A 26,060-nucleotide genomic window follows, 5' to 3' on the forward strand; every position below is an offset into this window, starting at 1 on the left:
GCACCTCGCCCATTGCAAAAACGCAAACTCCCCCTGCATGGATGCCGGTTGTACAGGGCAAATTTGCACTGGTACGATCCGGCATCGCTCGCGCGCGAGCCACTCTATAAAAAACAATAAAAGCAGGGAGTTAGTGATGACTGCTCAGGTTACATCCTCCGCGGCCCCGGCCATGGACGCCACGCCCAACGCCGTGCTGGCCGAGGTGCGCAATCACATCGGCCACCTGACCCTCAACCGCCCCGCCGGCCTCAACGCCATCACCCTGGAGATGGTCCGCAGCCTGCAGCACCACCTCGACGCCTGGGCCGATAACCCGCGGATTCACGCCGTGGTGTTGCGCGGTGCCGGAGACAAAGCCTTCTGCGCCGGTGGCGATATCCGTTCGCTGTACGACAGCTTCAAAAACGGCGACACCCTCCATCAAGACTTCTTCGTCGAGGAATACGCCCTCGACCTGACCATTCACCATTACCGCAAACCGGTGCTGGCGCTGATGGACGGCTTCGTCCTCGGCGGTGGCATGGGCTTGGTGCAAGGCGCGGATTTGCGCGTGGTCACCGAACGCAGTCGCCTGGCCATGCCGGAAGTGGCCATTGGTTATTTCCCGGACGTCGGCGGCAGTTATTTCCTGCCGCGCATCCCCGGCGAACTGGGGATTTACCTGGGCGTCAGCGGCGTGCAGATTCGCGCCGCCGATGCGCTGTATTGCGGCCTGGCCGACTGGTACATCGAGAGCGAGCGCCTGGCCGAGCTGGATCAACGCCTCGACCACCTCGAATGGCACGACACGCCGCTCAAAGACCTGCAAAGCCTGCTGGCTAAACTCGCGGTGCAGCAACTGCCGGATGCACCTATCGCGGCACTACGCCCTGCCATCGACCACTTCTTCGGCCTGCCGGATGTAGCGAGCATGGTCGAGCAATTGCGCGCGGTGACAGTCGCCGACAGCCACGCCTGGGCTACCGCCACCGCCGACCTGCTGGAAAGCCGTTCGCCGCTGGCCATGGGGGTGACCCTGGAGATGCTGCGCCGTGGTCGCTACTTGAGCCTGGAAGACTGTTTCGCTTTGGAGCTGCACCTCGACCGCCAATGGTTCGAACGCGGCGACCTGATCGAAGGCGTGCGCGCCTTGATCATCGACAAAGACAAGAACCCACGCTGGAACCCGCCGACCTTGCACGCGCTCGATGCGGCGACGGTGGCGGGTTTCTTCAACGGTTTTGCGCAGAGCGGGAGCTGAGCCATGCACGACCTCGAATTGAGCGAAGAACAAGTGATGATCCGCGACATGGCCCGGGATTTCGCCCGTGGCGAGATCGCGCCCCACGCCCAAGCCTGGGAAAAGGCTGGCTGGATTGACGACGCCCTGGTGGCGAAAATGGGCGAGCTTGGCCTGCTGGGCATGGTTGTCCCCGAGGAATGGGGCGGCACTTACGTCGACTACGTGGCCTACGCCTTGGCGGTGGAAGAAATTTCCGCCGGCGACGGCGCGACTGGCGCGCTGATGAGCATCCATAACTCGGTGGGCTGTGGGCCGGTGATGAATTTCGGCACTGAAGAACAGAAGCGCACCTGGCTGCCGGATCTGGCGAGCGGCAAGGCCATCGGCTGTTTCTGCCTGACCGAACCGCAGGCGGGTTCCGAAGCGCACAACTTGCGCACCCGCGCCGAACTGCGCGACGGCCAATGGGTGATCAACGGCGCCAAACAATTCGTCAGCAATGGCAAACGGGCGAAACTGGCGATTGTGTTCGCGGTGACCGACGCTGAACTGGGCAAGAAAGGCATTTCGGCGTTCCTGGTGCCGACTGACACCGCCGGGTTTATAGTCGACCGCACCGAACACAAGATGGGCATCCGCGCGTCCGACACTTGCGCCGTGACGCTGAACAACTGCACGGTGCCCGAAGCCAATTTGTTGGGTGAGCGAGGCAAAGGCCTGGCCATTGCCCTGTCCAACCTCGAAGGCGGCCGGATCGGCATCGCCGCCCAGGCCCTGGGCATCGCCCGCGCCGCGTTCGAGGCGGCACTGGCCTATGCGCGGGACCGCAAGCAGTTCGACAAAGCGATCATCGAGCACCAGAGCATCGCCAACCTGCTGGCCGACATGCACACCCGCCTCAACGCCGCGCGCCTGCTGATCCTGCACGCCGCGCGCCTGCGCAGTGCCGGCCAACCGTGTCTCTCAGAAGCCTCGCAAGCCAAGCTGTTCGCTTCGGAAATGGCCGAGAAAGTCTGCTCCTCAGCGATGCAAATCCATGGCGGCTACGGCTACCTCGAGGACTATCCGGTGGAGCGCTACTACCGCGACGCGCGGATCACGCAGATCTACGAAGGCACCAGCGAGATCCAGCGACTGGTGATTGCCCGGGAATTGAAGAACTACCAGATTTAACCCGCCCCCCTCTGTGGGAGCTGGCTTGCCAGCGATGGCGGTGGGTCAGGCGATTTGTGTTGGCTGTGATGGCCCCATCGCTGGCAAGCCAGCTCCCACAGTTCCGGTGGTGAGGCTGTAAACCCAGTACCCCAGCCCAGCCCAGCCCAGCCCAGCCCAGCCCAGCAAAAATCTTGGGGGAGCTGGCTGGGCTGTAAACCCAATACTCCAAACCAGCAAAAATCCTAGTGGGAGCGAGCCTGCTCGCGAAAAAGCCGGCACTAACGCCACATCACTTCCCGGTGAACTCCGCCTCGCGTTTGCCGATAAACGCCGCCATGCCTTCTTTCTGGTCCTGGGTGGCGAATGCGGCATGGAACACCCGACGTTCGAAACGTACGCCTTCCGAGAGGCTGACTTCAAAGGCTCGGTTGACGCTCTCCTTGACCATCATGGCAATCGGCAGAGACTTTTTGGCGATTTGCGTGGCGACTTTCAGCGCTTCGTCGAGCAGTTCATCGCTGGCCACGATGCGCGCAACGATACCGCAGCGCTCGGCTTCTACCGCATCGATCAGGCGCCCGCTCAAGCACATTTCCATGGCTTTGGCCTTGCCCACGGCGCGGGTCAGGCGCTGGGTGCCGCCCATGCCCGGCAGCACGCCGAGGTTGATTTCCGGCTGGCCAAATTTGGCGTTGTCGCCGGCCAGGATGAAGTCGCACATCAGCGCCAGTTCGCAACCGCCGCCCAAGGCGAAGCCATTGACTGCAGCGATGATCGGCTTACGACGGTTGGCCACCCGGTCGCTGTCGCTGAACAGGTCGTCCATGTAGATCTGCGGGTAAGTCAGCTCGGCCATTTCCTTGATGTCGGCACCGGCGGCGAAGGCTTTCTTCGAGCCGGTCAGGACGATGCAGCCGATGTTGGCGTCGGCTTCGAGGCTGTCGAGGGCCTGGTTCAGTTCGCTGACCAGTTGCGCATTCAGCGCGTTCAGCGCCTGCGGACGGTTCAGAGTAATCAGCCCAACGCGGCCCTGGGTTTCCAGCAAAATCGTTTCGTAGCTCATAAAAAATTCCTGTTTAAAGACTGCGCGAGATCACCATGCGTTGAATGTCGCTGGTGCCTTCGTAGATCTGGCAAACCCGCACGTCGCGGTAAATACGCTCCAGCGGGAAATCGTTGAGGTAACCGTAACCGCCGAGGGTTTGCAACGCCGACGAGCAAACCTTCTCGGCCATTTCCGAAGCGAACAGCTTGGCCATCGAGGCCTCCACCAGCGCCGGTTGGCCGTTGTCCCGCAGTGCGGCGGCGTAGTGCACCATTTGCCGGGCGACGGCGATTTGCGTGGCCATGTCCGCCAGGCGAAACGCCACGGCTTGGTGCTCGATGATCGGCTTGCCGAAGCTCGAACGTTCGCGCGCATAGTCGCGCGCCGCTTCGAATGCCGCGCGAGCCATGCCCACCGATTGCGCGGCGATGCCGACGCGGCCGCCTTCGAGGTTGGCCAGGGCGATACGGTAACCCTCGCCCTCCTCGCCCAAACGGTTGGCCACCGGCACCTTCACGTCCTCGAAGAGGATCTGGCAGGTGTCGGAGGCATGCTGGCCGAGCTTGTCTTCGACCCGCGCGACTTTATAGCCCAGGGAATCGGTAGGCACGATCAACGCGGTAATCCCGCGTTTGCCGGCGCTGGGATCGGTCACCGCGAACACAATCACCACCCCGGCGTTCTGCCCGGACGTGATGAACTGTTTGCAGCCGTTCAGCACGTAGTGATCGCCGTTCAGACGTGCACGGGTCTTCAGGCTGCTGGCGTCGGAACCGGCCTGGGGTTCGGTGAGCGCGAAGGCGCCGAGCATGGCGCCACTGGCCAAGGGCTTGAGAAAGCGTTGTTTCTGATCGTCGTTGCCGAATTTGAGGATCGGCACGCAGCCCACCGAGTTGTGCACGCTCATGATGGTCGAGCAGGCGCCGTCGCCAGCGGCGATCTCTTCCAGAGCCATGGCGTAGGCCAGGTAACCGGTGTCGCAGCCGTCCCATTGTTCCGGGACCAGCATGCCGAAGAAGCCCAGCTCGGCCATTTCGCCGATGGCTTCTTTCGGGAAGCGATGCTCGCGGTCCCATTCGGCGGCGAACGGCTTCAGACGCTCCTGAGCGAACTGGCGGGCGGCTTCGCTGATTTGGGTTTGTTCGTCGTTGGGGATCATGACTTGTCCTAACTGGTTGAAATACAGACCCTGTGGGAGCGCGGCTTGCCCGCGATGGCGATGGGTCAGTCAGCATCGATGTCGGATGTGATGGCCTCATCGCTGGCAAGCCAGGCTCCCACAGTTTTTTTGGTCGTCAGTACAAACATTCCACGGCCATCGCCGTCGCTTCGCCGCCACCAATACAGATCGCCGCCACGCCGCGTTTCAGGCCTTTAGTGCGCAGGGCCGCGAGCAGGGTCACCAGGATCCGTGCGCCGGACGCACCGATCGGATGGCCGAGGGCGCAGGCGCCGCCGTTGACGTTGAGTTTCTCGTGGGGGATTTCGAGTTTGCTCATGGTCGCCAGTGCCACCACGGCGAAAGCTTCGTTGACTTCGAACAGCTCGACCTCGTCAATGCTCCAGCCGGTTTTCTTCAGCAGTTTCTTGATCGCGCCAATCGGCGCCACCGGGAACAAGCCCGGGGTATCGGCGAAAGCCGCGTGGCCGTGAATCACCGCCAAAGGCTTGAGGCCGCGTTTCTCGGCTTCGGATCGGCGCATCAACAGCAGCGCCGCCGCGCCGTCCGAAATGGAGCTGGAGTTGGCCGCGGTCACCGTACCGCCGTCGCGGAACGCCGGTTTCAGCGAGGTGATCTTGTCCAGCTTGGCTTTTGGCGGCTGTTCGTCGTGGCGAATTTCCACCAGCTCTTTGCCGATGGTCACGGTCAGCGGGACGATCTCCGCGTCGAACGCGCCGTCCTTGATCGCCTGTTGCGCGCGGGTGGTCGAGGCGATGGCGAACGCGTCCTGGGCTTCGCGGCTGAAGCCATTGGTTTCAGCGCAATCCTCGGCGAAGGTGCCCATCAGCCGGCCCTTGTCGTAGGCGTCTTCGAGACCGTCGAGGAACATGTGGTCGAGCACCCGCCCATGGCCCATGCGGTAGCCGCTGCGGGCGCGGTCCAGCAGATACGGCGCGTTGGACATGCTTTCCATGCCGCCTGCGACCACCACCTCGGCACTGCCGGCGATCAGCCTGTCGTGAGCCAGAATGGTCGCTTCCATGCCCGAGCCACACATTTTGTTCAGGGTGGTGCAACGGGTGGATTTATCCAGGCCGGCGCCCAGTGCAGCCTGGCGCGCCGGGGCCTGGCCGAGGCCTGCGGACAGTACGCAGCCGAACAGCACTTCTTCAACCGCGTCCGCGGCGACACCGGCGCGCTCGACCGCCGCGCGAATGGCGATCGCACCCAGTTGCGGCGCACTCAGGCTTTTCAGTTCACCTTGGAAACCGCCCATAGGCGTGCGCACGGCGCTGACGATTACGATCGGGTCATTGTGGTTGGACATGACAAATCCTCCTTACTTGGCGGCCATGCGCAAGGCACCGTCGAGACGGATGACCTCGCCGTTGAGCATGCTGTTTTCGATGATATGCCGCACCAGCGCGGCGTACTCGTCAGGCTTGCCCAGGCGCGGCGGGAACGGCACGCCGGCGGCCAGGGAGTCACGCACTTCCGGAGTCATGCCGGCCATCATCGGCGTTTCGAAAATGCCCGGGGCGATGGTCATTACACGGATGCCAAAGCGCGCCAGTTCCCGGGCGGCGGGCAAGGTCAGGCTGGCGATCGCGCCTTTCGATGCGGAATAGGCCGCCTGGCCGATCTGCCCGTCGAACGCCGCCACCGAGGCGGTGTTGATGATCACCCCGCGCTCGCCATCGGCATTCGCCTCGCTCTCGGCGATAGCGGCCGAGGCCAGGCGCAGCATGTTGAAGCTACCGATCAGGTTGACGTTGATCACCTGGGCAAAACTGGCCAGGGCATGGGGTCCGTTCTTACCGAGGATCTTCTCCCCACGGACGATACCGGCGCAGTTGACCAGCCCATGCAACCCACCAAACGCCTGCACAGCGGCCAGCACGGCCGCTTCGGCGGCGGCTTCGTTGCTGATGTCGGCGACCACGCTCTGGCAGCCCAGCGCTTGTGCCTTGGCCGCGACGGCGTCGGCGTTCAGGTCCACCAGCATCACGTTGGCGCCGGCCTTGACCAGCATCTCAGCGGTGGCAGCACCGAGGCCGGAGGCACCACCGGTGACAAGAAAAGCTTTGTTCTGAATGTCCATCACAGTTCCTTGGGTTCAAGCTGAAACGTTGTGCGCCGCGGCCTCTTGAGCCTTGGCGATTTCCTGGTTGCGCAAGATAAAGCGCTGCAATTTGCCGCTTGGGGTTTTCGGCAAGTCGCTGACAAATTCGATTTCACGGGGATAAGCATGGGCGGCCAGACGCTTGCGCACGTGCTGGCGCAGTTCTTCGGCCAGCTCCGGGGTGGCGCGGTACTGCTCGTTGATCACTACGAAGGCCTTGACCAGCTCAGTGCGCTCGGCGTCGGGTTTGCCGACCACCGCCGCCTCGATCACTGCGGGGTGTTCGATCAGCGCGCTTTCGACGTCAAACGGGCCAACCCGATAACCCGAGGTGGTGATCACGTCATCGCTGCGCCCGACAAAACTGATGCTGCCGTCGGGGTTCCACTCCACGGTGTCGCCGCTCAGGTAATAGTTGCCGACGAAGGCTTTGGTCGGCCCACCTTCGTAACCGGCGAACCAGCACATCGGTGACTGCGTGCGGTCGATGGCGAGGATGCCCGGCTGTCCGACACCGAGTTCGTTGCAGTCGTTGTCGAGCACCACGATGCGATGACCCGGTGAGGCAAAACCGGCGGCGCCGAGGTGGATCGGGTGTTCCAGGCCATGGTGGTTGCACAGGACCATGCCCAGTTCGGTCTGGCCGTAGTGGTCGTGAATCACCACGCCGAGGTGGTCGGCGAACCAGCGGATCACTTCGGGATTCAACGGCTCGCCAGCACTGCTGACGATGCGCAGTTTGCCTTTGATCGAACGGGCGAATCCGTCGCCGCCAGCAATCAGCAAGCGGTACGCGGTCGGCGAACCGGTGAGGTTGGTGATGTTGTATTTGTTGATCACCCGGCAAGTGCTTTCGAGGGTGAACGGGCCATCGTAAAAGGTGATCGGGTGGCCCATGGACATCGGCCCGGTAACGCCGAAATAGATGCCGTAGGCCCAGCCCGGATCGGCAACGTTCCAAAACGCGTCTTCCGGGCGCAGGTCGACGGCGTCGCGGGTGTAACTCTGGAAAGCAACGATGGCTTTCAGCGGCACCGACAAGGCTTTCGACGGGCCAGTGGTGCCGGATGTGAACATCAGCAGGAACGGATCTTCGCCGCTCAGCAATACCGGTTCGCAGTCGGGCGACTGGTTGGCCAGTTCCGCCCAGAAACTGAAGTCGCCCCGAACGATGCCCTCGCCCTTGGCGCCGCCGACGGTGACGATGGTCGGGCAGCCTTCCACTTCGTTGAGTTTGGGGCGGTTGACCGCGTCGCTTACCACCACTGCGGCACCGGAACATTGCAAGCGGTGTTCGAGGGCTTTGGGGCCGAATGCGGTGAACAAGGGCTGATACACCGCGCCGATGCGCCAGGTGGCAAACACGGTAATCAATAATTCAATATTGCGCGGCAACAGGCCGGCGACTTTGTCGCCCTTCTTCACGCCCTGAGCCAAAAGAAAATTGGCGAAACGCGCGGCTTTGTCTTGCAGATCGCTGAAGGTGAACGTGGCGCTGGCACCGTCGCGACCTTCCCAGAACAAGGCGATGCGCCCCGGCAAGGCATGCCGGTCGCAGCATTCGACGCAGGCGTTCAGCGCTTGCAGATCACCACTGAGCGCGGCGTTGACGGTGTGCTGGTAATCGAACTGTGACGTGGCAGACAAGTAATCGCGCATGGCCAGAATCCCTCTGTTTTGTTTTTAGGTGGGGGAACCGTAAAACCAGGGAAATACTCGCCCGGCGCGGGGTTTGGAGCAATGGTCAAAGCCATCAAGTTGCTTGACTGGTTTGGCCATGGTTTGGGTGGTGTGGTGGCAGTACCGGCCTCATCGCTGGCAAGCCAGCTCCCACAGGTGTTGTGGTGTGTTCAGTTAATTGAAACCAACCTGGTCTGAATGGTGTGGTGGCAGTACCGGCCTCATCGCTGGCAAGCCAGGCTCCCACAGGTGTTGTGTCGGGCACAGATGGTGGGTTCGCTGGGGACCACTGTGGGAGCTGGCTTGCCAGCGATGGCGGCCTTGCAGGCAGACAGAGTCCAGCTCAGTGAGTGTCGTTGAGGATCAAGCTGCGGTAATGCCCCGGATTCGAGCCGGACCATTTGCGGAACGCTTTGTAAAACGAGCTGGCATCGGCAAAGCCCAGCCGCGTGGCGATTTCGCTGAAGCTGATGCTCGGTTCCGCCAGCCAGACAATCGCCAATTCTTTGCGCACGCCGTCCTTCAAGCCTTGATAGGTCTGGCCCTCGTCGGCCAGGCGTCGGCGCAAGGTCGAGGCCGACATCGCCAGGCCTTGCGCCAGTCCTTCGGTTTCCGGCCACTGCTCGGCGGGCAATTGGCGCAAGCCCTGTTTGATCCGGCTGGCCAGGCTTTCCGGATCGCGGTACTTGACCAGGATATTGGCCGGCGCATGGGCCAGGAAGCGCTTCAATTCCTCGGCGCTGCGCTTGATCGGCGCATCGAGGCCGTCGGCGGAAAAAATCATCCGCGTGCGTGGCCGGTCGAAACGCAGGTTTTCCGAGAACATCACCTGATAATCGGCGCAGAAATCCGGCTGGGCGCAGCGCAACTCGATGGCCAGGATCGGAATACGACGACCCCCCAGCCAACAGGCGACGCCGTGGACAATCATCCAATAAGTGAAATAGGTGAACGCACGCCGTGGCTCCCGCGCTTCTTCGAGCAAGACGATTTCCGCCAGGCTCTGCTGCCGCACCAATTGCGCCGGCAGGTGGTCGAGCATCAGCGAAAGAAACCCCAGCACCGAACCCAACCCCGCGCCGAGCGAATCCTGCGCCATGGCCGAGCGGCACAGGTACTCGAAACTGCCAGACTTGAGCTTGCGCGGGTCCATGCCGAAAAATTCGTCGTCGTTGCGCCGGGCCAGCAACCGCCAGAGCCGTGCGTAGGTCGTGGCCGAAACGCGAGCATCGTCTTGCAACAACAACGCCGGCGCGAGGCCGACCTTGCCGAGAATTTCCTCAGTGGCCGCGCCTGGAGCGCAGCTTTGCAGCAGCGCTTCACGCACCAGGTGCAAGGAGATGGTGTCTTTTTCCGACATGTGAACGGGGTGGGCCTTGTTCCTTTGGGGTGCGGGCATCTTAGCGCAATCCTGAGCCTGCTCGCGAAGAGGGAGTGTCAGCCAACGGTGCTGTGACTGACATGCCGCCATCGCCAGCAGGCTGGCTCCCACAAAAAAGCAGCAATGGTGGCGATCTGGCAGTTGTTCAGCTTAGGTTCAGCTAAATGTCAACCACTGTCGTTTGAGAATGAATGTCATTATGTTACAAATTAGCACCCTATCTAAATCGACCTGGTGCTGAATGCTTGTCCCTTTTTTGATCATGCTGCGCGAAGGCATTGAAGCGGCTTTGATCGTCGGCATTATCGCCAGTTACCTGCAACAGACCGGCCGTGGCCAGTGGATGCCGGCGGTGTGGATCGGCGTGTTTCTGGCTGCCGCACTGGCGTTGCTGGTGGGCGGTGGTCTGGAACTGGTCAGTGCCGAGTTTCCGCAGAAACAGCAAGAACTGTTCGAGGGCGTGGTGGGCCTGGTGGCCGTGGCCATTCTCAGTTCCATGGTGTTCTGGATGCGCAAAGTGGCGCGTTCGATCAAGCATGCCCTGCACGAATCCCTCGACTATGCCCTCGCCGGCTCGAAGCACCAGGTGTTCGCGCTGATCGCCATGGTGTTTTTCGCCGTGGCCCGCGAAGGCCTGGAAACGGTGTTCTTCCTGCTCGCGGTATTCCAGCAAAGTGAGGGCCTGGGAGCGCCGATTGGCGCCCTGCTCGGGCTGATCCTGGCGATCATCGTCGGCTGCCTGATCTACAGCGGCAGCATGCGCCTGAACCTCGGCGCGTTTTTCCGCTGGACCGGGTTGTTCATTCTGCTGGTGGCTGCGGGGATTCTGGCCAACTCGGTACAGGCGCTGCATGAAGCCGGGCTGTGGAATCACGGGCAAACGGTGCTGTTCGACTTCAGCGCGACGCTGCCGATGGACGGCCCGCTCGGCTCGGTGCTGGCCGGCATGTTCGGTTACCAGGACGCGCCCACCGTCAGCACCCTCGGTGCCTACCTGATTTACCTGGCCGTGGCGCTGGTGATGTTTTTGCTCCCGACGCCCGCCCCTGCCGTCAAGGCACCCTCTTCCGCTTCCAGTCAGTAAGGGCTTTCATGTCTACGCCTATTCCTCCAGCGGCAACGCCACCTCGCGCATTGCGCTGGGCGCTGGCCGGTTCGGTGATCGTGATGATCGCCGCCGGTGGCCTGTTCTATTACGCCTCACAACTGGCGGCGTCCAAGCGCCAGGCCAATCACAACGAAGTGCTGGTGACCATCAACGCCCACAGCTGCGAGCCGAACGCGCTGACGGTGCCCGCCGGCAAGGCCAGTTTCCGCATCGTCAACCATTCCGACCGGGCAGTTGAGTGGGAAATTCTCGACGGCGTGCTGGTGGTCGAAGAACGCGAGAACATCGCTCCCGGCCTCAGCCAGATCATCAACGCCAACCTGTTGCCTGGCGATTACGCCATCACCTGCGGCCTGTTGAGCAATCCGCGCGGCACCCTGCACGTAACGCCGACTGCCGCATCGGACGCCGCCGCTAAAGCCAAGCCGTCGATGGTGGCGTTTATCGGGCCGTTGTCAGAGTTCCGGGTGTACCTGAGCAGCCAGGGCAATGCGCTGATCCAGTCGGTGAGCGCATTGCAGCAAGCCATCGACGCCGGTGACCTGAGCCAGGCGCAAGCGCTATACCTGCCGGCCCGCGCGGCGTATCAGCGTTTGGCCCCGGCCGCGCAACGCCTGGCGGAGCTCGATAACCGTATCAATGCCCGCGCCGATTACTTCGAAAAACGCGAGCAGGATCCAGGCTTCGTCGGTTTCCATCGCCTGGAATACGCGCTGTTCCAGCAACGCAACCTCGCTGGCCTGGCGCCGATCGCCCAACGGCTGCTGACCGACGTGACCAGCCTCAAGCAACAACTGCTGGCGCAGAGCCTGCCGCCGGAACAACTGGTGAGCATCGTCGCGCGCAACCTGCACAGCCTGGCCGATGGGCGCGCTGGCAGTGGTGAAGAAGAACGCTACAGCCACAGCGACCTCAACGGTTTTGCCGGCAATCTTCAAGCCGCGCGCAAGGTCGTCGAGTTGCTGCGGCCGCTGCTGAGCAAATCCGCCGCGTCGTTGCTGCCGCCTCTCGACAGCGCGGTGACCGAGCTGGCTGCCGAGCTCAATGGCTTCAAGGTCGCCGACGGCTATACCTCGTATGACAGCGTCAGCGCCGAGCAACGCAAGCAGATCGCCAACAAGGCCAAGGCTGTGGCCGACGCACTCGATGGAATCGATCCCGCCCTTGGCCTCTCGGGCCTGTAAGCACAAGACGAGTTTTAGATGACTGATTCAGCACCCTTCAACCTGCAACGCCGCCGTGTCCTGATAGGCATGGGCGCGGCGGGCGTGGCCTTGAGCTGCCCGGCGATGGCCGCCAACCCGGCGCAAGTCACCGAGGCACCGCGCAGCGACAAGACCGATGACCGCCACGATTTTCACGGACGGCACCAGAGCGGCATCGTCACCCCGCGCCCGACGGCGGGCATGCTGGTGTCGTTCGACGTCCTGGCCAGCGATCGCGAAGATTTAGAGCGGCTGTTTCGCACCCTCAACGAACGCATCGCGTTCCTGATGACCGGCGGCCCGGTACCGCAGGTCGATCCGAAACTGCCGCCGGTGGACTCGGGGATTCTCGGCCCGGTGGTCACCCCGGACAATCTGACCATCACCGTGTCGGTGGGCGAGTCGCTGTTCGATGAGCGTTTCGGCCTGGCCGACGTCAAACCCAAACGGCTGATCCGCATGGTCGGTTTCCCCAACGACGCGCTGGAAGCCGACTGCTGCCATGGCGACTTGAGCCTGCAGTTTTGCTCTAACACCCCGGACACTAACATCCACGCTCTGCGCGATATCGTGAAAAACCTGCCGGACCTGCTGCTGGTGCGCTGGAAGCAGGAAGGCAGTGTGCCGCCGCAAGCCCCGGCAAAGCCTGGCGAACCGGCGCAGAGCGCGCGCAATTTCCTGGGTTTCCGCGACGGCTCGGCTAATCCCGACTCCAACGACGCCAAGGCCATGGACAGCCTGGTGTGGGTCCAGCCCGGCAGCGACGAACCGGCCTGGGCGGCCAATGGCAGTTATCAAGCGGTGCGGATCATCCGCAATTTCGTCGAACGCTGGGACCGCACGCCGTTGCAGGAACAGGAAAGCATCCTCGGCCGAATCAAGGCCAGCGGCGCGCCCATCGGCGGCGCACACGAATCCGAAGTCCCGGATTACAGCAAGGACCCCGAAGGCAAACTGACCAAACTCGACGCGCACATTCGCCTGGCCAACCCGCGCACCGCCGCGAGCCAGGCCAACCTGATCCTGCGTCGGCCGTTCAACTATTCAAACGGTGTGAACAAGAACGGTCAGCTCGACATGGGCCTGCTGTTCATCTGTTACCAGGCCGACCTCGACAAGGGTTTTATCGCCGTGCAAACCCGGCTCAATGGCGAGCCGCTGGAGGAATACCTCAAGCCTGTGGGCGGGGGCTATTTCTTCACCTTGCCGGGCGTGATCGGCGACAAAGACTTCATCGGTCGCTCATTGCTTAACGCCATCCAACCGACCACCGCTGCATAACTCTCACCCCACGGAACCGTCCCATGAAAAAGTCGCCCCTCGCGTTAATGCTGACCCTTGACTTGCTCAACACTCCGCTGTCGGCCTTCGCGGCGACGGCTCCCCTGGACCTGGTCACCCCGGTGTCGGATTACAAAATCTACGTCACCGAGCAACTCGACCAACTCGGCACGCAAACCCAGGCCTTCACCGATGCCGTGAAAAAAGGCGACCTGGCGACCGCGAAAAAACTCTACGCGCCGACCCGGGTGTTCTACGAATCAATCGAGCCCATTGCCGAGCTGTTCAGTGACCTCGATGCTTCGATCGACTCGCGGGTGGACGATCACGAAAAAGGCGTGAAGGCCGAAGACTTCACCGGTTTTCACCGCCTCGAGTACTCGCTGTTCGCAGAAAACACCACCAAGGGCCTGGATGAGCTGGCGGATGGCTTGAACAAAGACGTCAAAGACCTGCAAACCCGCGTCGCCGGCCTGACCTTCCCGCCGGAAAAAGTCGTTGGCGGTGCCGCCGCGCTGCTGGAAGAAGTCGCCGCCACCAAGATCTCCGGCGAAGAGGACCGCTACAGCCACACCGACCTCTATGACTTCCAGGGCAACATCGACGGCGCGAAGAAAATCGTCGACTTGTTCCACCCACAGCTAGAGAAACAGGACAAAGCGTTTATCGCCAAGGTCGACAAGAACTTCGCCACCGTGGACAAGATCCTGGCCAAGTACAAAACCAGTGACGGCGGTTTCGAGACTTACGACAAAGTCAAAGAAAACGACCGCAAGGCGCTGGTCGGGCCGGTCAACACCCTGGCCGAAGACCTCTCGACCCTGCGTGGCAAGCTCGGGTTGAACTAAGCCTGCGCCCACAAAAAAGCCCGCGCCTGACTCGATCAGGCGCGGGCTTTGGGTTTTTAACGGTCAGCGACGCAGGATGTAGCGCTCGATCGCCTGGGCAGCACCGTCCTCGGTGTTGGCCCCGGTGACCACATCGGCCTGACGCTTCACCGTGTCTTCGGCCTGGCCCATGGCAATCGAGAACCCGGCGCGATGGAACATCGCCGGATCATTGCCGCCATCGCCCATGGCCGCGGTGTGTTCCAAGGGGACATTGAGGAATTCGGCCAGGGTCGCCAAGGCTTCGCCCTTGTTGGCCTTCATCGCAGTGACGTCGAGGTAGATCGGTTGCGAACGCGACACCTGCGCCTGGCCATCGACCAGGGGATGCAGGCGCGCTTCGAGTTCGATCAGCAGTTCGGTGTTGGCGCTGGTGGCGACGATTTTGTCGATGCGCTCCAGGTACGGTTCGAAGCTCTCGACCACTACCGGTGGGTAGCCGAGACCGCGCTGTTCGCGCGGCACCATCGGTCCATGCGGGTCCTTGACCAGCCAGTCGCCGCCGGAGAATACCCAGGTTTCGACGCCGGGCTGATCGACGAACAACGACAACGCGGTCAACGCTGCGTGCACCGGCAAGTAATGCGCCATCAGGATCGAACCGTCCGGGTTGACCAGCGTGCCGCCGTTGAACGCCGCGGTCGGCAGGTCGACGCCGAGCGCTTCGATCTGCTGCAGCATGGCTTTCGGCGGCCGACCGGTGGCCAGACTGAACAGCACGCCCTGCTCACGCAAGGCACGAACGGCGGCAATGGTCGCTTGGCTGAGGCTGTGATCGGGTAGCAGCAAGGTGCCGTCCATGTCACTGAGCAAAAAACGGATGGCGTGGGTCGGTTGCTCACTCATCCGAGGCTGTGCCATACGCGGCCGTCGCGGGCCAGCAGTTCATCCCCTGCCGCCGGGCCGTCTTCGCCCGCCGGGTAGTGCTCGACGCTCGCGTCCTGCTGCCAGGCATCGAGGAACGGTTGCACCGCGCGCCAGCCGTTTTCGATGTTGTCGGCGCGCTGAAACAAGGTCTGGTCGCCGGTCAGGCAGTCGTAGATCAGGGTTTCATAGCCGGTCGACGGCTGCATTTCGAAGAAGTCCTTGTAGGCGAACCCCAGCTCGATATTAGCCATGTTCAGTGCCGGCCCCGGGCGCTTGGCCAGCAGGTCGAACCACATGCCTTCGTTGGGCTGGATCTGGATGCGCAAATAGGTCGGCTGCAATTCGTCCACTTCGGTGTCGCGGAACTGCGCGTAAGGCGCCGGTTTGAAGCAGATGACGATCTCGGTGTCGCGCACGCTCATGCGCTTGCCGGTGCGCAGGTAGAACGGCACGCCGACCCAGCGCCAATTGTCGATCATCACCTTGAGCGCGACGTAGGTTTCCGTGGTGCTGTCCGCCGCGACATTGTTCTCGTCGCGATACCCGGCCAGGGCCTTGCCGTTCACCTCGCCGGCGGCATACTGCCCGCGCACCGAGTTGGCCCGCGCGTCCTCCACCGACCAAGGGCGGATCGCCCCGACCACTTTGGCCTTCTCGCCGCGCACCGCATCGGCGCCGAACGCTGCCGGCGGTTCCATGGCGACCATGGCCAGCAACTGGAACAGGTGATTCGGCACCATGTCGCGCAGCGCGCCGGTGTGTTCGTAAAAACTGCCACGGGTTTCAACGCCGACGGTTTCCGCCGCGGTGATTTGCACGTGGTCGATGTAATGGTTGTTCCAGAACGCCTCGAACAGGCTGTTGGAGAAACGGCTGACCAGAATGTTCTGCACCGTCTCTTTGCCCAGGTAATGGTCGATGCGATAGATCTGCTTCTCGCTCATGACCTTGAGCAGACAGGCGTTCAGCGCTTCAGCGGTTTGCAGGTCGGAGCCGAATGGTTTTTCGATCACCACCCGGCGGAACGCTTCCGGGGTTTCCTCCAGCAGCCCGGACGCGCCGAGCCGACGCACCACTTCGCTGAAGAAACGCGGCGCGGTGGCCAGGTAGAACACCGCGTTGCCGGTGCCACTGGCGGCGATCTTGTCGCCAATGGCGGAATACGTGCCGTCGTCCAGGAAGTCACCCTGGACGTAGCTGATGCCCTTGGCCAGTTTGGCCCACAAGGCCGGGTCGAGGACTTGATCGCCCTTGCCAACCTTGCCGGCAGCCTCGGTGCGGATGAAGTCTTCGAGTTTCTTGGCGAAGTCCTCATCGCTGATGGCGTTGTGGTCAACACCGATGATCCGCAAGCCATCCCCCAGCAAGCCGTCACGACTGAGGTTGTACAGCGCCGGCATCAGCAGGCGCTTGACCAGGTCACCGTGGGCACCGAACAGGAACAGCGTGGTCGGGGGTGCGGGTTCTGCCTTGGATTTCTTGCGGATCGGTGAAGTCATTTTTTCGGGGTCTCCACATGGCCGCCGAAGCCGAAGCGCTGGGCGGAGAGGATCTTGTCGCCAAAGGTGCCCTGGCCACGGGAGCGGTAGCGCGAGAACAACGAGTTGGACAGCACCGGCACTGGCACCGATTGCTCCATGGCGGCTTCGATGGTCCAACGGCCTTCACCGCTGTCCGCCACGGAGCCGGAGTAACCGTCGAGTTTCGGATCGCTGGCCAAGGCGTCGGCGGTGAGGTCGAGCAGCCAGGACGAGACCACGCTGCCACGGCGCCAGACTTCGGCAATGTCTGCGACATTGAGGTCGAAACGCTGGTCTTCCGGCAGGCTTTCACTGGCCTTGGTCTTGAGAATGTCGAAGCCTTCGGCGAAGGCCTGCATCATCCCGTACTCGATGCCGTTGTGGATCATCTTGACGAAGTGCCCGGACCCGGCGGGGCCGGCGTGGATGTAACCGCGCTCGGCACGGTCGTCATCGGACTTGCGGTCCTTGGTGCGCGGGATGTCGCCCATGCCCGGCGCCAGGCTGGCGAACAGCGGGTCGAGGTGGGTCACGGTTTCGGCGTCACCGCCGATCATCATGCAGTAACCGCGCTCCAGGCCCCAGACGCCGCCGGAGGTGCCGACGTCGACATAGTGCAGGCCTTTTTCCGCGAGGGTCTTGGCCCGGCGAATGTCGTCTTTATAGAAGGTGTTGCCGCCGTCGATCAGGATGTCGCCAGGCTCGAGCAGGTTGCTCAAATCGTTGATGGTGTCTTCGGTCGGCGCGCCGGCTGGCAGCATGACCCAGATAGCCCGTGGTTTTTCCAGACCGGCAACCAGGCCTGCCAGGTCGGCGACGCCAGTCGCGCCTTCGCCCACCAGGTTTTCAACGAAAGCGGTATTGCGGTCGTAGACGACGGTGGTGTGCCCATCGAGCATCAGGCGCCGCGCAATATTGCCGCCCATGCGGCCCAGTCCAATGATCCCGAGTTGCATGTGCTGATGCTCCTTACTGCTAATAAAGGTGTGTCACAGGTTATAGCGCACTGCGACTGTTGTGGTTAGTCCAGAGCGCTCCGACATAGTTTCCGGGCATTCTGCCCGATGTCGACAGCCTATCCCATCGATAACGTTCGCCGTCGCAAAGAAGACACAACGACCGTGAAAAATAAAAAAGTTCCATTCCCGCGCAAAAGAAATCAAAATCGGCGCCGATAGTGAGTTTTGAAGCCCGTCCGGGCAGCAAACTGACAGTTGAAACACGCCATTTGCGAGGTGAGCAATGGGCACAGCACTTCCAGCACGACCTGCACAAACCCTCTACGTGACGATCCGTCGCGACGAACTGCGCCAGTTAAAAGACGAGCGCGACCAGCTGAAGCAGGAACTCGCGCAGATGCGCCAGTTAATCCAGGGCCAGAGCGCCCAACCCGTGCCGCTGATGCACGCTTCTCGCGCCTGATTTATCGGGTCTTTCAGGAAACCGCCCGCAGCGGTTTCCTGCCTTGAATCAATGACTCTCCCCTGCCCCGACTTTGCGGGCAAAAATGACGAAGTTTTCACATTGCCTTGGTAATACTGCCGGCCTTTTCTGGCCTGCCGGGTATCAGTGCGTCCGTTCGTCGGCGTCTCACTGCCCGGTCGGCCGTCTCTTGGTTGGCTGGAGCGCTGAATGGCGATGTTTAAACGCAGCACTACGACTGCGAAAGGTTTCGATTGGGCCGGTCTGGCATGGATGTTCCTGTTCTTTTGGTACTTTTCGGGTATTACCCAACTGCTGATTCTGGTCACTGACACTTCCGGGTTTACCGGTTTCCGTCAGGCCTTTGTGATGAGTGCGTTCTGGCTCGCGCCGATGCTGCTGTTCCCGGCCCGCACGCGGTTGCTGGCGGCGGTGATCGGTGTGGTGCTGTGGGCCTGCTCCATGGCCAGCCTGGGTTACTTCTTCATCTATCAGCAAGAGTTCTCGCAAAGCGTCATCTTCATTATGTTCGAGTCGAACATCTCTGAAGCCGGCGAGTACATGACCCAATACTTCGCCTGGTGGATGGTCGCGGCGTTCCTCGCCCACACGGCCGTCGCTGTGTTCCTCTGGACTCGCCTGCGTCCGCTGAACCTGCCCCGTGGCCAGGCGATGGTCGCGGCGCTGGTGGTGGTAGTTGCAGTGGTTGGCTACCCGCTGATCAAGCAAACTGCGCGCACCGGCAGTTTTGCCGGCGGCTTCGAGAAGTTCGAAACCCGCATCGAGCCAGCAGTGCCGTGGCAGATGGCCGTGGCTTATCACCGTTACCTCGACACCCTGGCCAGCATGCAGGCGATGCTCGACAGCGCCAGCCAGATCCCGCCGCTGCACAATCTCAAGGACAGCACCGCGGGGCAGCCGCAAACCCTGGTGCTGGTGATCGGTGAGTCGACCAACCGCCAGCGCATGAGCCTCTACGGGTACCCGCGCAAGACCACGCCGGAACTGGACAAGCTCAAGGACCAACTGGCGGTGTTCGATAACGTCATCACCCCGCGCCCTTACACCATCGAAGCCTTGCAGCAGGTGCTGACCTTCGCTGATGAAGAGAATCCGGACCTGTACCTGTCCACGCCGTCGCTGGTCAGCATGATGAAGCAGGCGGGTTACAAGACCTTCTGGATCACCAACCAGCAGACCATGACCAAGCGCAACACCATGCTCACCACCTTCTCCGAGCAGGCGGACGAGCAGGTTTACTTGAACAACAACCGCAACCAGAACGCCGCGCAGTACGACGGCGACGTGATTGCGCCGTTCAACAAAGCACTGACCGACAGCGCGCCGCGCAAGTTGATCGTGGTGCATCTGCTCGGCACGCACATGAGCTATCAGTATCGCTACCCGCCGACCTTCGACAAATTCAAGGATCGCCAGGGCGTACCGGCGGGGGTTCGCGACGATCAGGTGCCCACCTATAACAGCTACGACAACGCGGTGCTGTACAACGACTTCGTGGTGTCGAGCCTGATCAAGGACTACGCCAAGTCCGACCCGAACGGCTTCCTCCTGTACCTGTCCGACCACGGCGAAGACGTGTTCGATTCGCCCGGCCACACCACCCTGGGCCGCAACGAAGCCAAGCCGACCGCGCCGATGTACACCATTCCGTTCATGGCCTGGGCTTCGCCGAAGTGGCGTGAAAATCACGACTGGAATTTTGCCGGCGACCTCAGCCGCCCTTACAGCAGCTCGCACTTGATTCACACCTGGGCCGATCTGGCCGGGCTGAGTTTCGATGAGCTGGATCACAGCAAAAGCCTGGTCAGCGACAGCTTCAAGGCACGCCCGCTGTTGATCGGTAACCCCTATGAGCGCCAGCAAAAGGCCTTGATCGACTTCAGCTTGATGAAGCCGAAAGTGATTCCGGCGCCATTCGAACCGAAAGTGGCGCAGGACTAAGGCGCTCTGTCGACGGACGGCGCTTTAACCCCGCGTTAATCGCCGGCCCACAGACTGCCCACCTGCTCTTGAGTGACAGACCTCGAACCGCCCTGCTCCGTGGTTCGAGATGGACAAGTTGGCGTCCTCCGGGACGCCTTTTTTATGCGTCGGCCACGGCGCCCAGCAGCACCGCAACGAGTACCAGCATCCACGGCGGGCAACGCCATCGCATCAGGGCCACCAGCGCCACGAGCACCCATAAAGCATCCAGCACACCATGGATCGTCTCGGTGACCAATGGCTGGTACAGCGACGCCAACAATAGGCCGACCACGGCCGCATTGACCCCGGCTACCGCAGCGCCGACCCCAACCAAGCGCCGCAATGATTGCCAGTACGGCAAGACCCCAACCACCAGCAAAAACGACGGCAGGAAGATCGCGACTACGGCTACCAGCGCACCACTCCAACCGTGGAGAGCGCCGCCGAGGAATGCGGCAAAGGTGAACAGCGGCCCCGGGACGGCTTGCGCCGCCGCGTAGCCGGCGAGAAATACATCGTTGGCCAGCCATCCAGGCGCGACAACATCCTGTTGCAACAGCGGCAACACCACATGCCCGCCCCCGAACACCAGCGCCCCCGTGCGAAAGAAACGCTCAGCCAATGCCAGCAACGTTGAGGGTTCGATCAGCACTAGCAGCGGCAAACCTACAAACAGCAACGCCAGCAACAGCAACCAGCCCCGCGCGGCACGACGGCTGATCGGCACCGCCAAGCCCTCTACGTCGTCCGGTGCCGAACTGTGGAGCCACACTATCCCCACCCCCGCTGCCAACAGCATGGCGGCCAATTGTCCGGCGGTACCCGGCCAGGCCAGGGTCACGGCTGCTGCTATCAAGGCGATGCTCTTGCGCAACGCTCCACCGCACAAACTGCGGGCCATACCCCAGACTGCTTGAGCAACCACGGCCACCGCCACCAGCTTCAAACCGTGCACCACGCCGGCCGGCAGGGTCCAAAGCGAATCGCTCATGCCCACGCCCAACACCGCCAGCAGTATTGCCGAAGGCAGCGTGAAACCGACCCATGCCGCCAAGGCGCCGCGATAACCTGCGCGGGATAACCCCAGTGCCATCCCGACCTGACTGCTCGCCGGCCCTGGCAGGAATTGACAGATTGACACCAGTTCCGCATACGCAGGCTCGCTCAGCCAGCGGCGCCGAATCACGAATTCCTCGCGAAAATAGCCCAGGTGCGCCACTGGACCGCCGAACGACGTGAGCCCCAAACGCAAAAACACCAGGAACACCGCCCAACAGCTCGGTGCGCTGCGCGCCGCTGCCACGTCGTTGCTTGCCGTCATTGAGCCGAGCCCCAGATCTGCGCTTCGGTCCAGCCCAGTTCAGCAAAATCCGCCGCGCGCAGATGTGCTTCGCCAGTGCAGAAAAACTCGTCCAGTTGCGGCGGCTCCACCGAAGTGCCGCTGAGCATCGCGTGCACTTGGCCGCGATGATGCATCTGATGTTCGAACAGGTGCGAAAGCAGGCGCAGGCGAGTGTCGTGCTGGGGAGTCTCGCGGGCGATGGTGACAATGCGGTTCAGGTCGCCATCTTGCAGTTGCTCGCAATAGGCGATCAGGCGTCGATCGACCATGGCTTGCTCGCGTTGCAATTCACCGTAGCGCACGCAGGGCTGCTCGCGGGTGAAGAACACGTTGCAATCGGGATTTGGCGGCTCGTCGCGCAGCTCGCGTTCGAGGGCGTCGAGGTAAAACCAGTCGCAGGTCAGGATGTGATTGAGGGTGGCGCGGATCGACGGAAAAAAACTCACCCGTGGCGCGGTCAGTTCCGCGGTACTTAATTGGCCCCAGGCTTTGGCCAGTCGGTGATTGGCCCAGGCGTTCTGATAGGCCTGGGTCAACAGATGATGGGATAACGGCTGATTCATGCTGATCACTCCCTTTGATTACAGCCCCGTCAAATTCAGGCGCCGCCAAACCGCTGCAATTGCATTTCCTGCAACCGGCTGAGGGTGCGGCGGAACGGAAACTCCAGATAGCCTTCGGTGTACAGCGCGTCCATCGGCACCTGGGCTTCGATGTACAACGGCACCTTGCGGTCGTAACACTCGTCGACCAGGGCGATAAAGCGCCGCACACCGTCGTCGTGCACTGACAATTGCGGCAACACGCGATCGCCAGCCACCACCTGCGCCGCCGCGTCCTCGGTGCCGCGAGCGATCCGGCCGGGGCGCTGACGGGCACTCAGGGCCGGCACCTCGCTGAGCAGAATCGCCCGATTGCGATCGCACAGGGCCATGAAATCCATCGCCGAAAACGGCTGTTCACACAACTCAGCGTAGCGGCACCACAGCACGTTTTCACTGGCCTGCTGCACATTGATCGAGCGGTAACCGATCGGCACTGATCCGCTGACGGTTGGCTGGCCCTCGGTCAAGGTGTCGAACACCGACGCCAGCGCGCTCGACTGATCCGCCTTCGCTACCCAATAACGCTGCTGCAGGGTGCCGGGGTGCAGCCGATGGTCCTCGGCGCCCTGCACGGCTATCACTTGCATGTGCTTTTGAATGGCGGTGATGGCCGGGATAAATCGGTCGCGGTTGAAGCCGTCGGCGTACAACTGCTCCGGCGGCAGGTTGGAGGTGCTGACGATCACCACGCCCTGCTCGAACATCACTTGAAACAAGCGGCCGAGGATGATCGCGTCGCCGATGTCGTTAACAAACAGCTCGTCAAAACACAGCACCCGCACCTCGGCGCTCAATTCCTTGGCCAGCGCTTTAAGCGGGTCGGCAATGCCGGTGAGCTGAAACGAGCGCTGGTGCACCCACGCCATGAAATGATGGAAATGCTGACGCCGGGCCGGCACTCGCAAGGTTTGATAGAACTGGTCCATCAACCAGGTCTTGCCCCGGCCGACCGGACCCCAAAGGTAAACACCGGTAATCGGCGAGCGGCCCTGATGCAGGGCGTCATGACAAGTCTGCAACGCCCAGACCGCCTGTTCCTGCGCTTCATCCTGGACAAAACCTTGATTCGCGACGGCGTCCTGCCAGGCGCTGAGAGGGGAGTCGATAGGCATACACAAGCTACGCTGAACGAAAGGCGCCCAGTATGCCTCTTGACGATATAGATGACTCCAATCATATTTAATACATGTTTCAAGACATCTAAATTAGCTGACGTTTTTCCTCGGAGTTCTCCCCCATGCATTACAGAGTATTTGGTCGTAAAACCGGCTTGAAAGTCTCGGAACTGGCGCTGGGCGCCGGTAATTTCGGCACGGGTTGGGGCCATGGCGCTGAGCGGGACGAGGCCAAACGCATCTTCGATGGTTACCTGGAGGCAGGCGGCAATTTCATCGACACCGCCAACGGTTATCAGGGTGGTCAGTCGGAGGGCATGCTCAGCGAATTCATCCAGGCCGAGCGCGACAACCTGGTGATCGCCACCAAGTACTCCCTAGGGACCACCCCGGCTGCGGGCATTTCCCACACCGGCAACAACCGCAAAAACATGGTCCGCGCGGTGGAAGAAAGCCTGAAGCGGCTGAACACCGACCATCTCGATCTGTTCTATGCGCACATGAGCGACGGCGTGACGCCGATGGAAGAAATTCTGCGCGGATTCGATGACCTGGTACGCGCTGGCAAGATTCACTACGGCGCCCTGTCGAACTTCCCGGCGTGGCGCATCGCCCGCGCCGACTTGCTGGCCGAAGTGCGCAACTTCGCGCCGATTGCAGCGATTCAAATCGAATACAGCCTCGCCGAACGCACCGCCGAACGCGAACAATTGCCGATGGCCGAAGCGCTTGGCCTGGCCGCGACGCTGTGGTCGCCCCTGGGCGGCGGCTTTCTCACCGGCAAATACCGCGAAGGCAACACCGACAGCCGCGCGACAAAACTGGGTGTGCTTGTACACGCCGAGAGCAACGCCCGGCAGACCACGCTGCTGGACAATCTGCTCGCAGTCGCGACCGAGCTGGGCGTCAGCCCGACCCACGTGGCCATCGCCTGGTTGCGCTACAAGGCCAGGCATTCGACCACCGCGTTGATCCCGATCCTCGGCTCCCGCACCCGTGAGCAACTCGACGCCACCCTGGGCGCACTGACGCTCAACCTGAGCACCGACCAAGTGGCGCGGCTCGATGGCGCCAGCGAACTGGAGAAAGGCGTGCCCCACGGTACGATCAGCGGTTCGGCCGAGCGCTATTCGGGCGGCAAGCCTCTCGAGCCCAACGTGATTCCCGCGGCCTGAGCCTGGCCGATTTGCATGTGGGAGTGGGTTGGCTGACAGCATTAGCGCCATCATAGATGCCGTCAATCACTCGGTCGTTAGCAGTGATTGGACGGCACCGCGCAGAGCTTTTAACCTGCGACGACGCACATCGACGGTGTTGCGGCCCGCGTGCACGGTCACTTCGACCCGCACCGCCAATCGAGGATGTCATGTCAGAACGAGTGTTGATCGATGGCTTTGCCCGACGCGTCGACTACCTGCGCATGTCGGTGACCGATCGCTGCGACTCTCGCTGCGTCTACTGCATGGCTGAAGATATGCAGTTCCTGCCCCGCCAACGGGTGCTGACCCTTGAAGAAATCTATCAACTGGCGGAAAGCTTCGTTGGCCTGGGTACCCGCAAGATTCGCCTGACCGGTGGCGAGCCGCTGATTCGTCCCGGCGTGGTCGGCCTCTGTGAACGCATCGCCGCCCTGCCCGGCCTGCGTGAACTGTGCATGACCACCAACGGCTCGCAACTGGAAAAACTCGCCCTGCCGCTGTTCGAGGCCGGGGTCAAGCGCCTCAATATCAGCCTCGACAGCCTCGACCCGGAGCGCTTTCGCGAACTGACCCGCACCGGTGACCTGAGCCAAGTGATCCGTGGCATCGACGCCGCGAACGCCGCCGGTTTCCAACACACCAAGCTCAATTGCGTGGTGATGAAGGGCCGCAACGACGACCAGATCAATGAACTGGTGGCGTTCGCCATCGATCGGCAACTGGACATCTCGTTTATCGAAGAAATGCCACTCGGCACCATCAGCGAACACAGCCGTGCCGAATCTTTCTACTCCAGCGCCCAAGTCCGCGAACGCATCGCCGAACGTTATACGTTGATCGAGTCTGCCGAATCGACCCAGGGTCCGTCGCGCTACTGGCGCTTGGCGGAGGCACCTGAGATTCGCCTGGGCTTTATTTCCCCGCACAGCCACAACTTCTGCGGCACCTGCAACCGCGTACGTTTGACGGTTGAAGGCCGTTTATTGCTGTGCTTGGGCAACGAACACGCAGTGGACCTCAAAGCCGTGCTGCGCGCCCACCCCGGACACCCGGAGCGGCTGGACACGGCGATCATCGAGGCGATGAAACTCAAGCCCTATCGCCACAATTTTGAACTCAACGATGACGTGCAAGTGGTGCGGTTCATGAACATGACGGGCGGCTAACGCCCAAGCCACGGACAGCGAACGACCTGCCAACCACGCGGTCGCAGTGTGGAGGCGCCCGCTGTGCTCCACGGGGCGTCGCCATTTTTGTCGAGAGCCTGTCCATGCCCAGATTCATCGGTTTCGCCCTGTCATCCCTGCTGTTACTGACCCTCAGCGCTTGCGCCCTGCTGCCGCAACGGGATCCGCTGAACATCAACGTGGTGGGCATCGAGCCGCTGCAGAGTCAGGATCTTGAAGTGCGCTTCGCTGTGAAACTGCGGCTGCAAAACCCCAACGAAACCGCAATCGACTACAACGGCGTGGCGCTGAATCTGGAAGTCAACGGTCGCCCGTTGGCGTCTGGCGTGAGTGATCAGAGCGGCAGCATCGCGCGTTTTTCCGAAGCGGTGCTGACCGTCCCCGTCAGCGTCTCGGCGTTCTCGGTCCTGCGCCAGACCCTGGGCCTGAGCCAGACCCAATCCCTGGACAACCTGCCCTACGTCCTGCGCGGCAAACTGGCGGGCGGCCTGTTCGGCACCATGCGCTTCGTCGACAGCGGCAACCTCAGCCTGCCCGGCGCTGCGGCCAGTTGGTAACCCCTCCAA

24 protein-coding genes are annotated in these 26,060 nt (G+C 62.0%); 12 read left to right on the forward strand and 12 right to left on the reverse strand.

All coding sequences use genetic code 11. From position 1 onward, the window contains the following. Positions 1-136 precede the first annotated feature (136 nt). Together RG836_RS19365 and RG836_RS19370 are read left to right on the forward strand one after the other, a co-directional pair. Positions 137-1,243 carry an enoyl-CoA hydratase/isomerase family protein gene (locus tag RG836_RS19365; protein ID WP_310848539.1) on the forward strand — a complete coding sequence of 369 codons (1,107 nt, stop codon included), beginning with the start codon at positions 137-139 and terminating at the stop codon, positions 1,241-1,243. 3 nt (positions 1,244-1,246) lie between these two features. Further along, positions 1,247-2,398, forward strand: coding sequence for an acyl-CoA dehydrogenase family protein (locus RG836_RS19370; RefSeq protein ID WP_310848541.1), 1,152 nt, complete (start codon positions 1,247-1,249; stop codon positions 2,396-2,398). Positions 2,399-2,669: 271 nt separating this feature from the next. On the opposite strand, the gene RG836_RS19375 is transcribed toward RG836_RS19370, so the two are convergent. The 5 genes from RG836_RS19375 to RG836_RS19395 all read right to left on the reverse strand — a co-directional run bounded on the left by RG836_RS19375 (position 2,670) and on the right by RG836_RS19395 (position 8,368). Continuing rightward, entirely contained in the window at positions 2,670-3,443 is a 774-nt protein-coding gene (locus tag RG836_RS19375) for an enoyl-CoA hydratase (protein WP_310848543.1), read from the reverse strand. Between the two features lie 13 nt (positions 3,444-3,456). Then, a complete protein-coding gene (locus RG836_RS19380) occupies positions 3,457-4,584 on the reverse strand; it encodes an acyl-CoA dehydrogenase (RefSeq protein WP_310848545.1) in 1,128 nt (375 codons plus the stop codon). A gap of 136 nt (positions 4,585-4,720) precedes the next feature. Beyond that, positions 4,721-5,914, reverse strand: coding sequence for an acetyl-CoA C-acyltransferase (locus RG836_RS19385; RefSeq protein WP_310848547.1), 1,194 nt, complete (start codon positions 5,912-5,914; stop codon positions 4,721-4,723). Positions 5,915-5,926: 12 nt separating this feature from the next. After that, positions 5,927-6,688 carry an SDR family NAD(P)-dependent oxidoreductase gene (locus RG836_RS19390; protein WP_310848549.1) on the reverse strand — a complete coding sequence of 254 codons (762 nt, stop codon included), beginning with the start codon at positions 6,686-6,688 and terminating at the stop codon, positions 5,927-5,929. Positions 6,689-6,703: 15 nt separating this feature from the next. Beyond that, on the reverse strand, positions 6,704-8,368 hold the full coding sequence (locus RG836_RS19395) for an AMP-binding protein (RefSeq protein WP_310848551.1): 1,665 nt from the start codon (positions 8,366-8,368) through the stop codon (positions 6,704-6,706). A gap of 81 nt (positions 8,369-8,449) precedes the next feature. Between RG836_RS19395 and RG836_RS19400 the strand changes: the two genes are divergently transcribed. Continuing rightward, positions 8,450-8,587 carry a hypothetical protein gene (locus tag RG836_RS19400; RefSeq protein ID WP_310848553.1) on the forward strand — a complete coding sequence of 46 codons (138 nt, stop codon included), beginning with the start codon at positions 8,450-8,452 and terminating at the stop codon, positions 8,585-8,587. 145 nt (positions 8,588-8,732) lie between these two features. Here RG836_RS19400 and RG836_RS19405 read toward each other — a convergent pair whose 3' ends face one another. Continuing rightward, positions 8,733-9,749: an AraC family transcriptional regulator gene (locus RG836_RS19405; protein WP_310848688.1), complete on the reverse strand. Its 1,017-nt coding sequence runs from the start codon at positions 9,747-9,749 to the stop codon at positions 8,733-8,735. Positions 9,750-10,011: 262 nt separating this feature from the next. Here RG836_RS19405 and efeU point away from each other — a divergent pair, with 262 nt between their 5' ends. The 4 genes from efeU to efeO (RG836_RS19425) are packed head-to-tail and all read left to right on the forward strand — an operon-like array spanning position 10,012 to position 14,212. After that, positions 10,012-10,854, forward strand: a complete 843-nt coding sequence (gene efeU / locus RG836_RS19410) for an iron uptake transporter permease EfeU (RefSeq protein WP_310848555.1) — start codon at positions 10,012-10,014, stop codon at positions 10,852-10,854. An 8-nt stretch (positions 10,855-10,862) separates the two neighbouring features. Further along, positions 10,863-12,062, forward strand: a complete 1,200-nt coding sequence (gene efeO, locus RG836_RS19415; RefSeq protein WP_310848557.1) for an iron uptake system protein EfeO — start codon at positions 10,863-10,865, stop codon at positions 12,060-12,062. A gap of 18 nt (positions 12,063-12,080) precedes the next feature. Beyond that, positions 12,081-13,364, forward strand: coding sequence for an iron uptake transporter deferrochelatase/peroxidase subunit (gene efeB, locus RG836_RS19420; protein WP_310848559.1), 1,284 nt, complete (start codon positions 12,081-12,083; stop codon positions 13,362-13,364). Between the two features lie 23 nt (positions 13,365-13,387). Continuing rightward, a complete protein-coding gene (gene efeO / locus RG836_RS19425; protein ID WP_310848561.1) occupies positions 13,388-14,212 on the forward strand; it encodes an iron uptake system protein EfeO in 825 nt (274 codons plus the stop codon). Between the two features lie 63 nt (positions 14,213-14,275). On the opposite strand, the gene RG836_RS19430 is transcribed toward efeO (RG836_RS19425), so the two are convergent. The 3 genes from RG836_RS19430 to gnd are packed head-to-tail and all read right to left on the reverse strand — an operon-like array spanning position 14,276 to position 17,594. Continuing rightward, positions 14,276-15,097, reverse strand: a complete 822-nt coding sequence (locus tag RG836_RS19430) for an HAD family hydrolase (protein ID WP_310848563.1) — start codon at positions 15,095-15,097, stop codon at positions 14,276-14,278. Then, entirely contained in the window at positions 15,094-16,617 is a 1,524-nt protein-coding gene (gene zwf / locus RG836_RS19435; protein WP_310848565.1) for a glucose-6-phosphate dehydrogenase, read from the reverse strand. Before zwf ends, RG836_RS19430 begins: the two co-directional genes overlap by 4 nt. Next, a complete protein-coding gene (gene gnd / locus RG836_RS19440) occupies positions 16,614-17,594 on the reverse strand; it encodes a phosphogluconate dehydrogenase (NAD(+)-dependent, decarboxylating) (protein ID WP_310848567.1) in 981 nt (326 codons plus the stop codon). Before gnd ends, zwf begins: the two co-directional genes overlap by 4 nt. A gap of 286 nt (positions 17,595-17,880) precedes the next feature. Between gnd and RG836_RS19445 the strand changes: the two genes are divergently transcribed. Together RG836_RS19445 and RG836_RS19450 are read left to right on the forward strand one after the other, a co-directional pair. Then, a complete protein-coding gene (locus RG836_RS19445) occupies positions 17,881-18,060 on the forward strand; it encodes a DUF6026 family protein (RefSeq protein WP_310848569.1) in 180 nt (59 codons plus the stop codon). Between the two features lie 210 nt (positions 18,061-18,270). Beyond that, positions 18,271-20,022 carry a phosphoethanolamine transferase CptA gene (locus RG836_RS19450; RefSeq protein ID WP_310848571.1) on the forward strand — a complete coding sequence of 584 codons (1,752 nt, stop codon included), beginning with the start codon at positions 18,271-18,273 and terminating at the stop codon, positions 20,020-20,022. Positions 20,023-20,164: 142 nt separating this feature from the next. On the opposite strand, the gene chrA is transcribed toward RG836_RS19450, so the two are convergent. Genes chrA through zapE form a run of 3 tightly spaced genes read right to left on the reverse strand, consistent with a single transcriptional unit; the run spans position 20,165 to position 23,105 of the window. Beyond that, positions 20,165-21,367 (reverse strand): chromate efflux transporter, encoded by a 1,203-nt coding sequence (gene chrA, locus RG836_RS19455; RefSeq protein ID WP_310848573.1) that lies wholly within the window; start codon positions 21,365-21,367, stop codon positions 20,165-20,167. Further along, a complete protein-coding gene (locus RG836_RS19460; RefSeq protein ID WP_310848575.1) occupies positions 21,364-21,951 on the reverse strand; it encodes a DinB family protein in 588 nt (195 codons plus the stop codon). The genes chrA and RG836_RS19460 overlap by 4 nt, the downstream gene beginning before the upstream one ends. 35 nt (positions 21,952-21,986) lie before the next feature. Continuing rightward, positions 21,987-23,105 (reverse strand): cell division protein ZapE, encoded by a 1,119-nt coding sequence (zapE, locus tag RG836_RS19465; protein WP_310848577.1) that lies wholly within the window; start codon positions 23,103-23,105, stop codon positions 21,987-21,989. Between the two features lie 125 nt (positions 23,106-23,230). On the opposite strand from zapE, the gene RG836_RS19470 reads away from it, so the two are divergent. The 3 genes from RG836_RS19470 to RG836_RS19480 all read left to right on the forward strand — a co-directional run bounded on the left by RG836_RS19470 (position 23,231) and on the right by RG836_RS19480 (position 26,051). After that, positions 23,231-24,283: an aldo/keto reductase gene (locus RG836_RS19470; protein ID WP_310848578.1), complete on the forward strand. Its 1,053-nt coding sequence runs from the start codon at positions 23,231-23,233 to the stop codon at positions 24,281-24,283. A gap of 191 nt (positions 24,284-24,474) precedes the next feature. Next, positions 24,475-25,473: a GTP 3',8-cyclase MoaA gene (gene moaA, locus RG836_RS19475; RefSeq protein ID WP_310848580.1), complete on the forward strand. Its 999-nt coding sequence runs from the start codon at positions 24,475-24,477 to the stop codon at positions 25,471-25,473. A 104-nt stretch (positions 25,474-25,577) separates the two neighbouring features. Beyond that, entirely contained in the window at positions 25,578-26,051 is a 474-nt protein-coding gene (locus RG836_RS19480; protein WP_310848581.1) for an LEA/WHy family protein, read from the forward strand. Positions 26,052-26,060: the final 9 nt, after the last annotated feature.

Origin of the sequence: Pseudomonas rhizozeae (genome assembly GCF_031583775.1) — a bacterium.
Taxonomy (GTDB): domain Bacteria; phylum Pseudomonadota; class Gammaproteobacteria; order Pseudomonadales; family Pseudomonadaceae; genus Aquipseudomonas.

Bases quoted from the DNA above. Each gene is read 5' to 3' on its own strand.
- RG836_RS19480 (WP_310848581.1), top strand. From the start codon at position 25,578: ATGCCCAGATTCATCGGTTTCGCCCTGTCATCCCTGCTGTTACTGACC.
- efeO (WP_310848557.1), top strand. From the start codon at position 10,863: ATGTCTACGCCTATTCCTCCAGCGGCAACGCCACCTCGCGCATTGCGC.
- RG836_RS19400 (WP_310848553.1), top strand. From the start codon at position 8,450: ATGGTCAAAGCCATCAAGTTGCTTGACTGGTTTGGCCATGGTTTGGGT.
- zwf (WP_310848565.1), bottom strand. From the start codon at position 16,617: ATGACTTCACCGATCCGCAAGAAATCCAAGGCAGAACCCGCACCCCCG.
- RG836_RS19470 (WP_310848578.1), top strand. From the start codon at position 23,231: ATGCATTACAGAGTATTTGGTCGTAAAACCGGCTTGAAAGTCTCGGAA.
- moaA (WP_310848580.1), top strand. From the start codon at position 24,475: ATGTCAGAACGAGTGTTGATCGATGGCTTTGCCCGACGCGTCGACTAC.
- zapE (WP_310848577.1), bottom strand. From the start codon at position 23,105: ATGCCTATCGACTCCCCTCTCAGCGCCTGGCAGGACGCCGTCGCGAAT.
- RG836_RS19390 (WP_310848549.1), bottom strand. From the start codon at position 6,688: ATGGACATTCAGAACAAAGCTTTTCTTGTCACCGGTGGTGCCTCCGGC.
- gnd (WP_310848567.1), bottom strand. From the start codon at position 17,594: ATGCAACTCGGGATCATTGGACTGGGCCGCATGGGCGGCAATATTGCG.
- RG836_RS19365 (WP_310848539.1), top strand. From the start codon at position 137: ATGACTGCTCAGGTTACATCCTCCGCGGCCCCGGCCATGGACGCCACG.
- RG836_RS19395 (WP_310848551.1), bottom strand. From the start codon at position 8,368: ATGCGCGATTACTTGTCTGCCACGTCACAGTTCGATTACCAGCACACC.
- RG836_RS19450 (WP_310848571.1), top strand. From the start codon at position 18,271: ATGGCGATGTTTAAACGCAGCACTACGACTGCGAAAGGTTTCGATTGG.
- RG836_RS19460 (WP_310848575.1), bottom strand. From the start codon at position 21,951: ATGAATCAGCCGTTATCCCATCATCTGTTGACCCAGGCCTATCAGAAC.
- RG836_RS19375 (WP_310848543.1), bottom strand. From the start codon at position 3,443: ATGAGCTACGAAACGATTTTGCTGGAAACCCAGGGCCGCGTTGGGCTG.
- RG836_RS19370 (WP_310848541.1), top strand. From the start codon at position 1,247: ATGCACGACCTCGAATTGAGCGAAGAACAAGTGATGATCCGCGACATG.
- chrA (WP_310848573.1), bottom strand. From the start codon at position 21,367: ATGACGGCAAGCAACGACGTGGCAGCGGCGCGCAGCGCACCGAGCTGT.
- efeO (WP_310848561.1), top strand. From the start codon at position 13,388: ATGAAAAAGTCGCCCCTCGCGTTAATGCTGACCCTTGACTTGCTCAAC.
- efeB (WP_310848559.1), top strand. From the start codon at position 12,081: ATGACTGATTCAGCACCCTTCAACCTGCAACGCCGCCGTGTCCTGATA.
- RG836_RS19380 (WP_310848545.1), bottom strand. From the start codon at position 4,584: ATGATCCCCAACGACGAACAAACCCAAATCAGCGAAGCCGCCCGCCAG.
- RG836_RS19430 (WP_310848563.1), bottom strand. From the start codon at position 15,097: ATGAGTGAGCAACCGACCCACGCCATCCGTTTTTTGCTCAGTGACATG.
- RG836_RS19445 (WP_310848569.1), top strand. From the start codon at position 17,881: ATGGGCACAGCACTTCCAGCACGACCTGCACAAACCCTCTACGTGACG.
- RG836_RS19385 (WP_310848547.1), bottom strand. From the start codon at position 5,914: ATGTCCAACCACAATGACCCGATCGTAATCGTCAGCGCCGTGCGCACG.
- RG836_RS19405 (WP_310848688.1), bottom strand. From the start codon at position 9,749: ATGTCGGAAAAAGACACCATCTCCTTGCACCTGGTGCGTGAAGCGCTG.
- efeU (WP_310848555.1), top strand. From the start codon at position 10,012: ATGCTTGTCCCTTTTTTGATCATGCTGCGCGAAGGCATTGAAGCGGCT.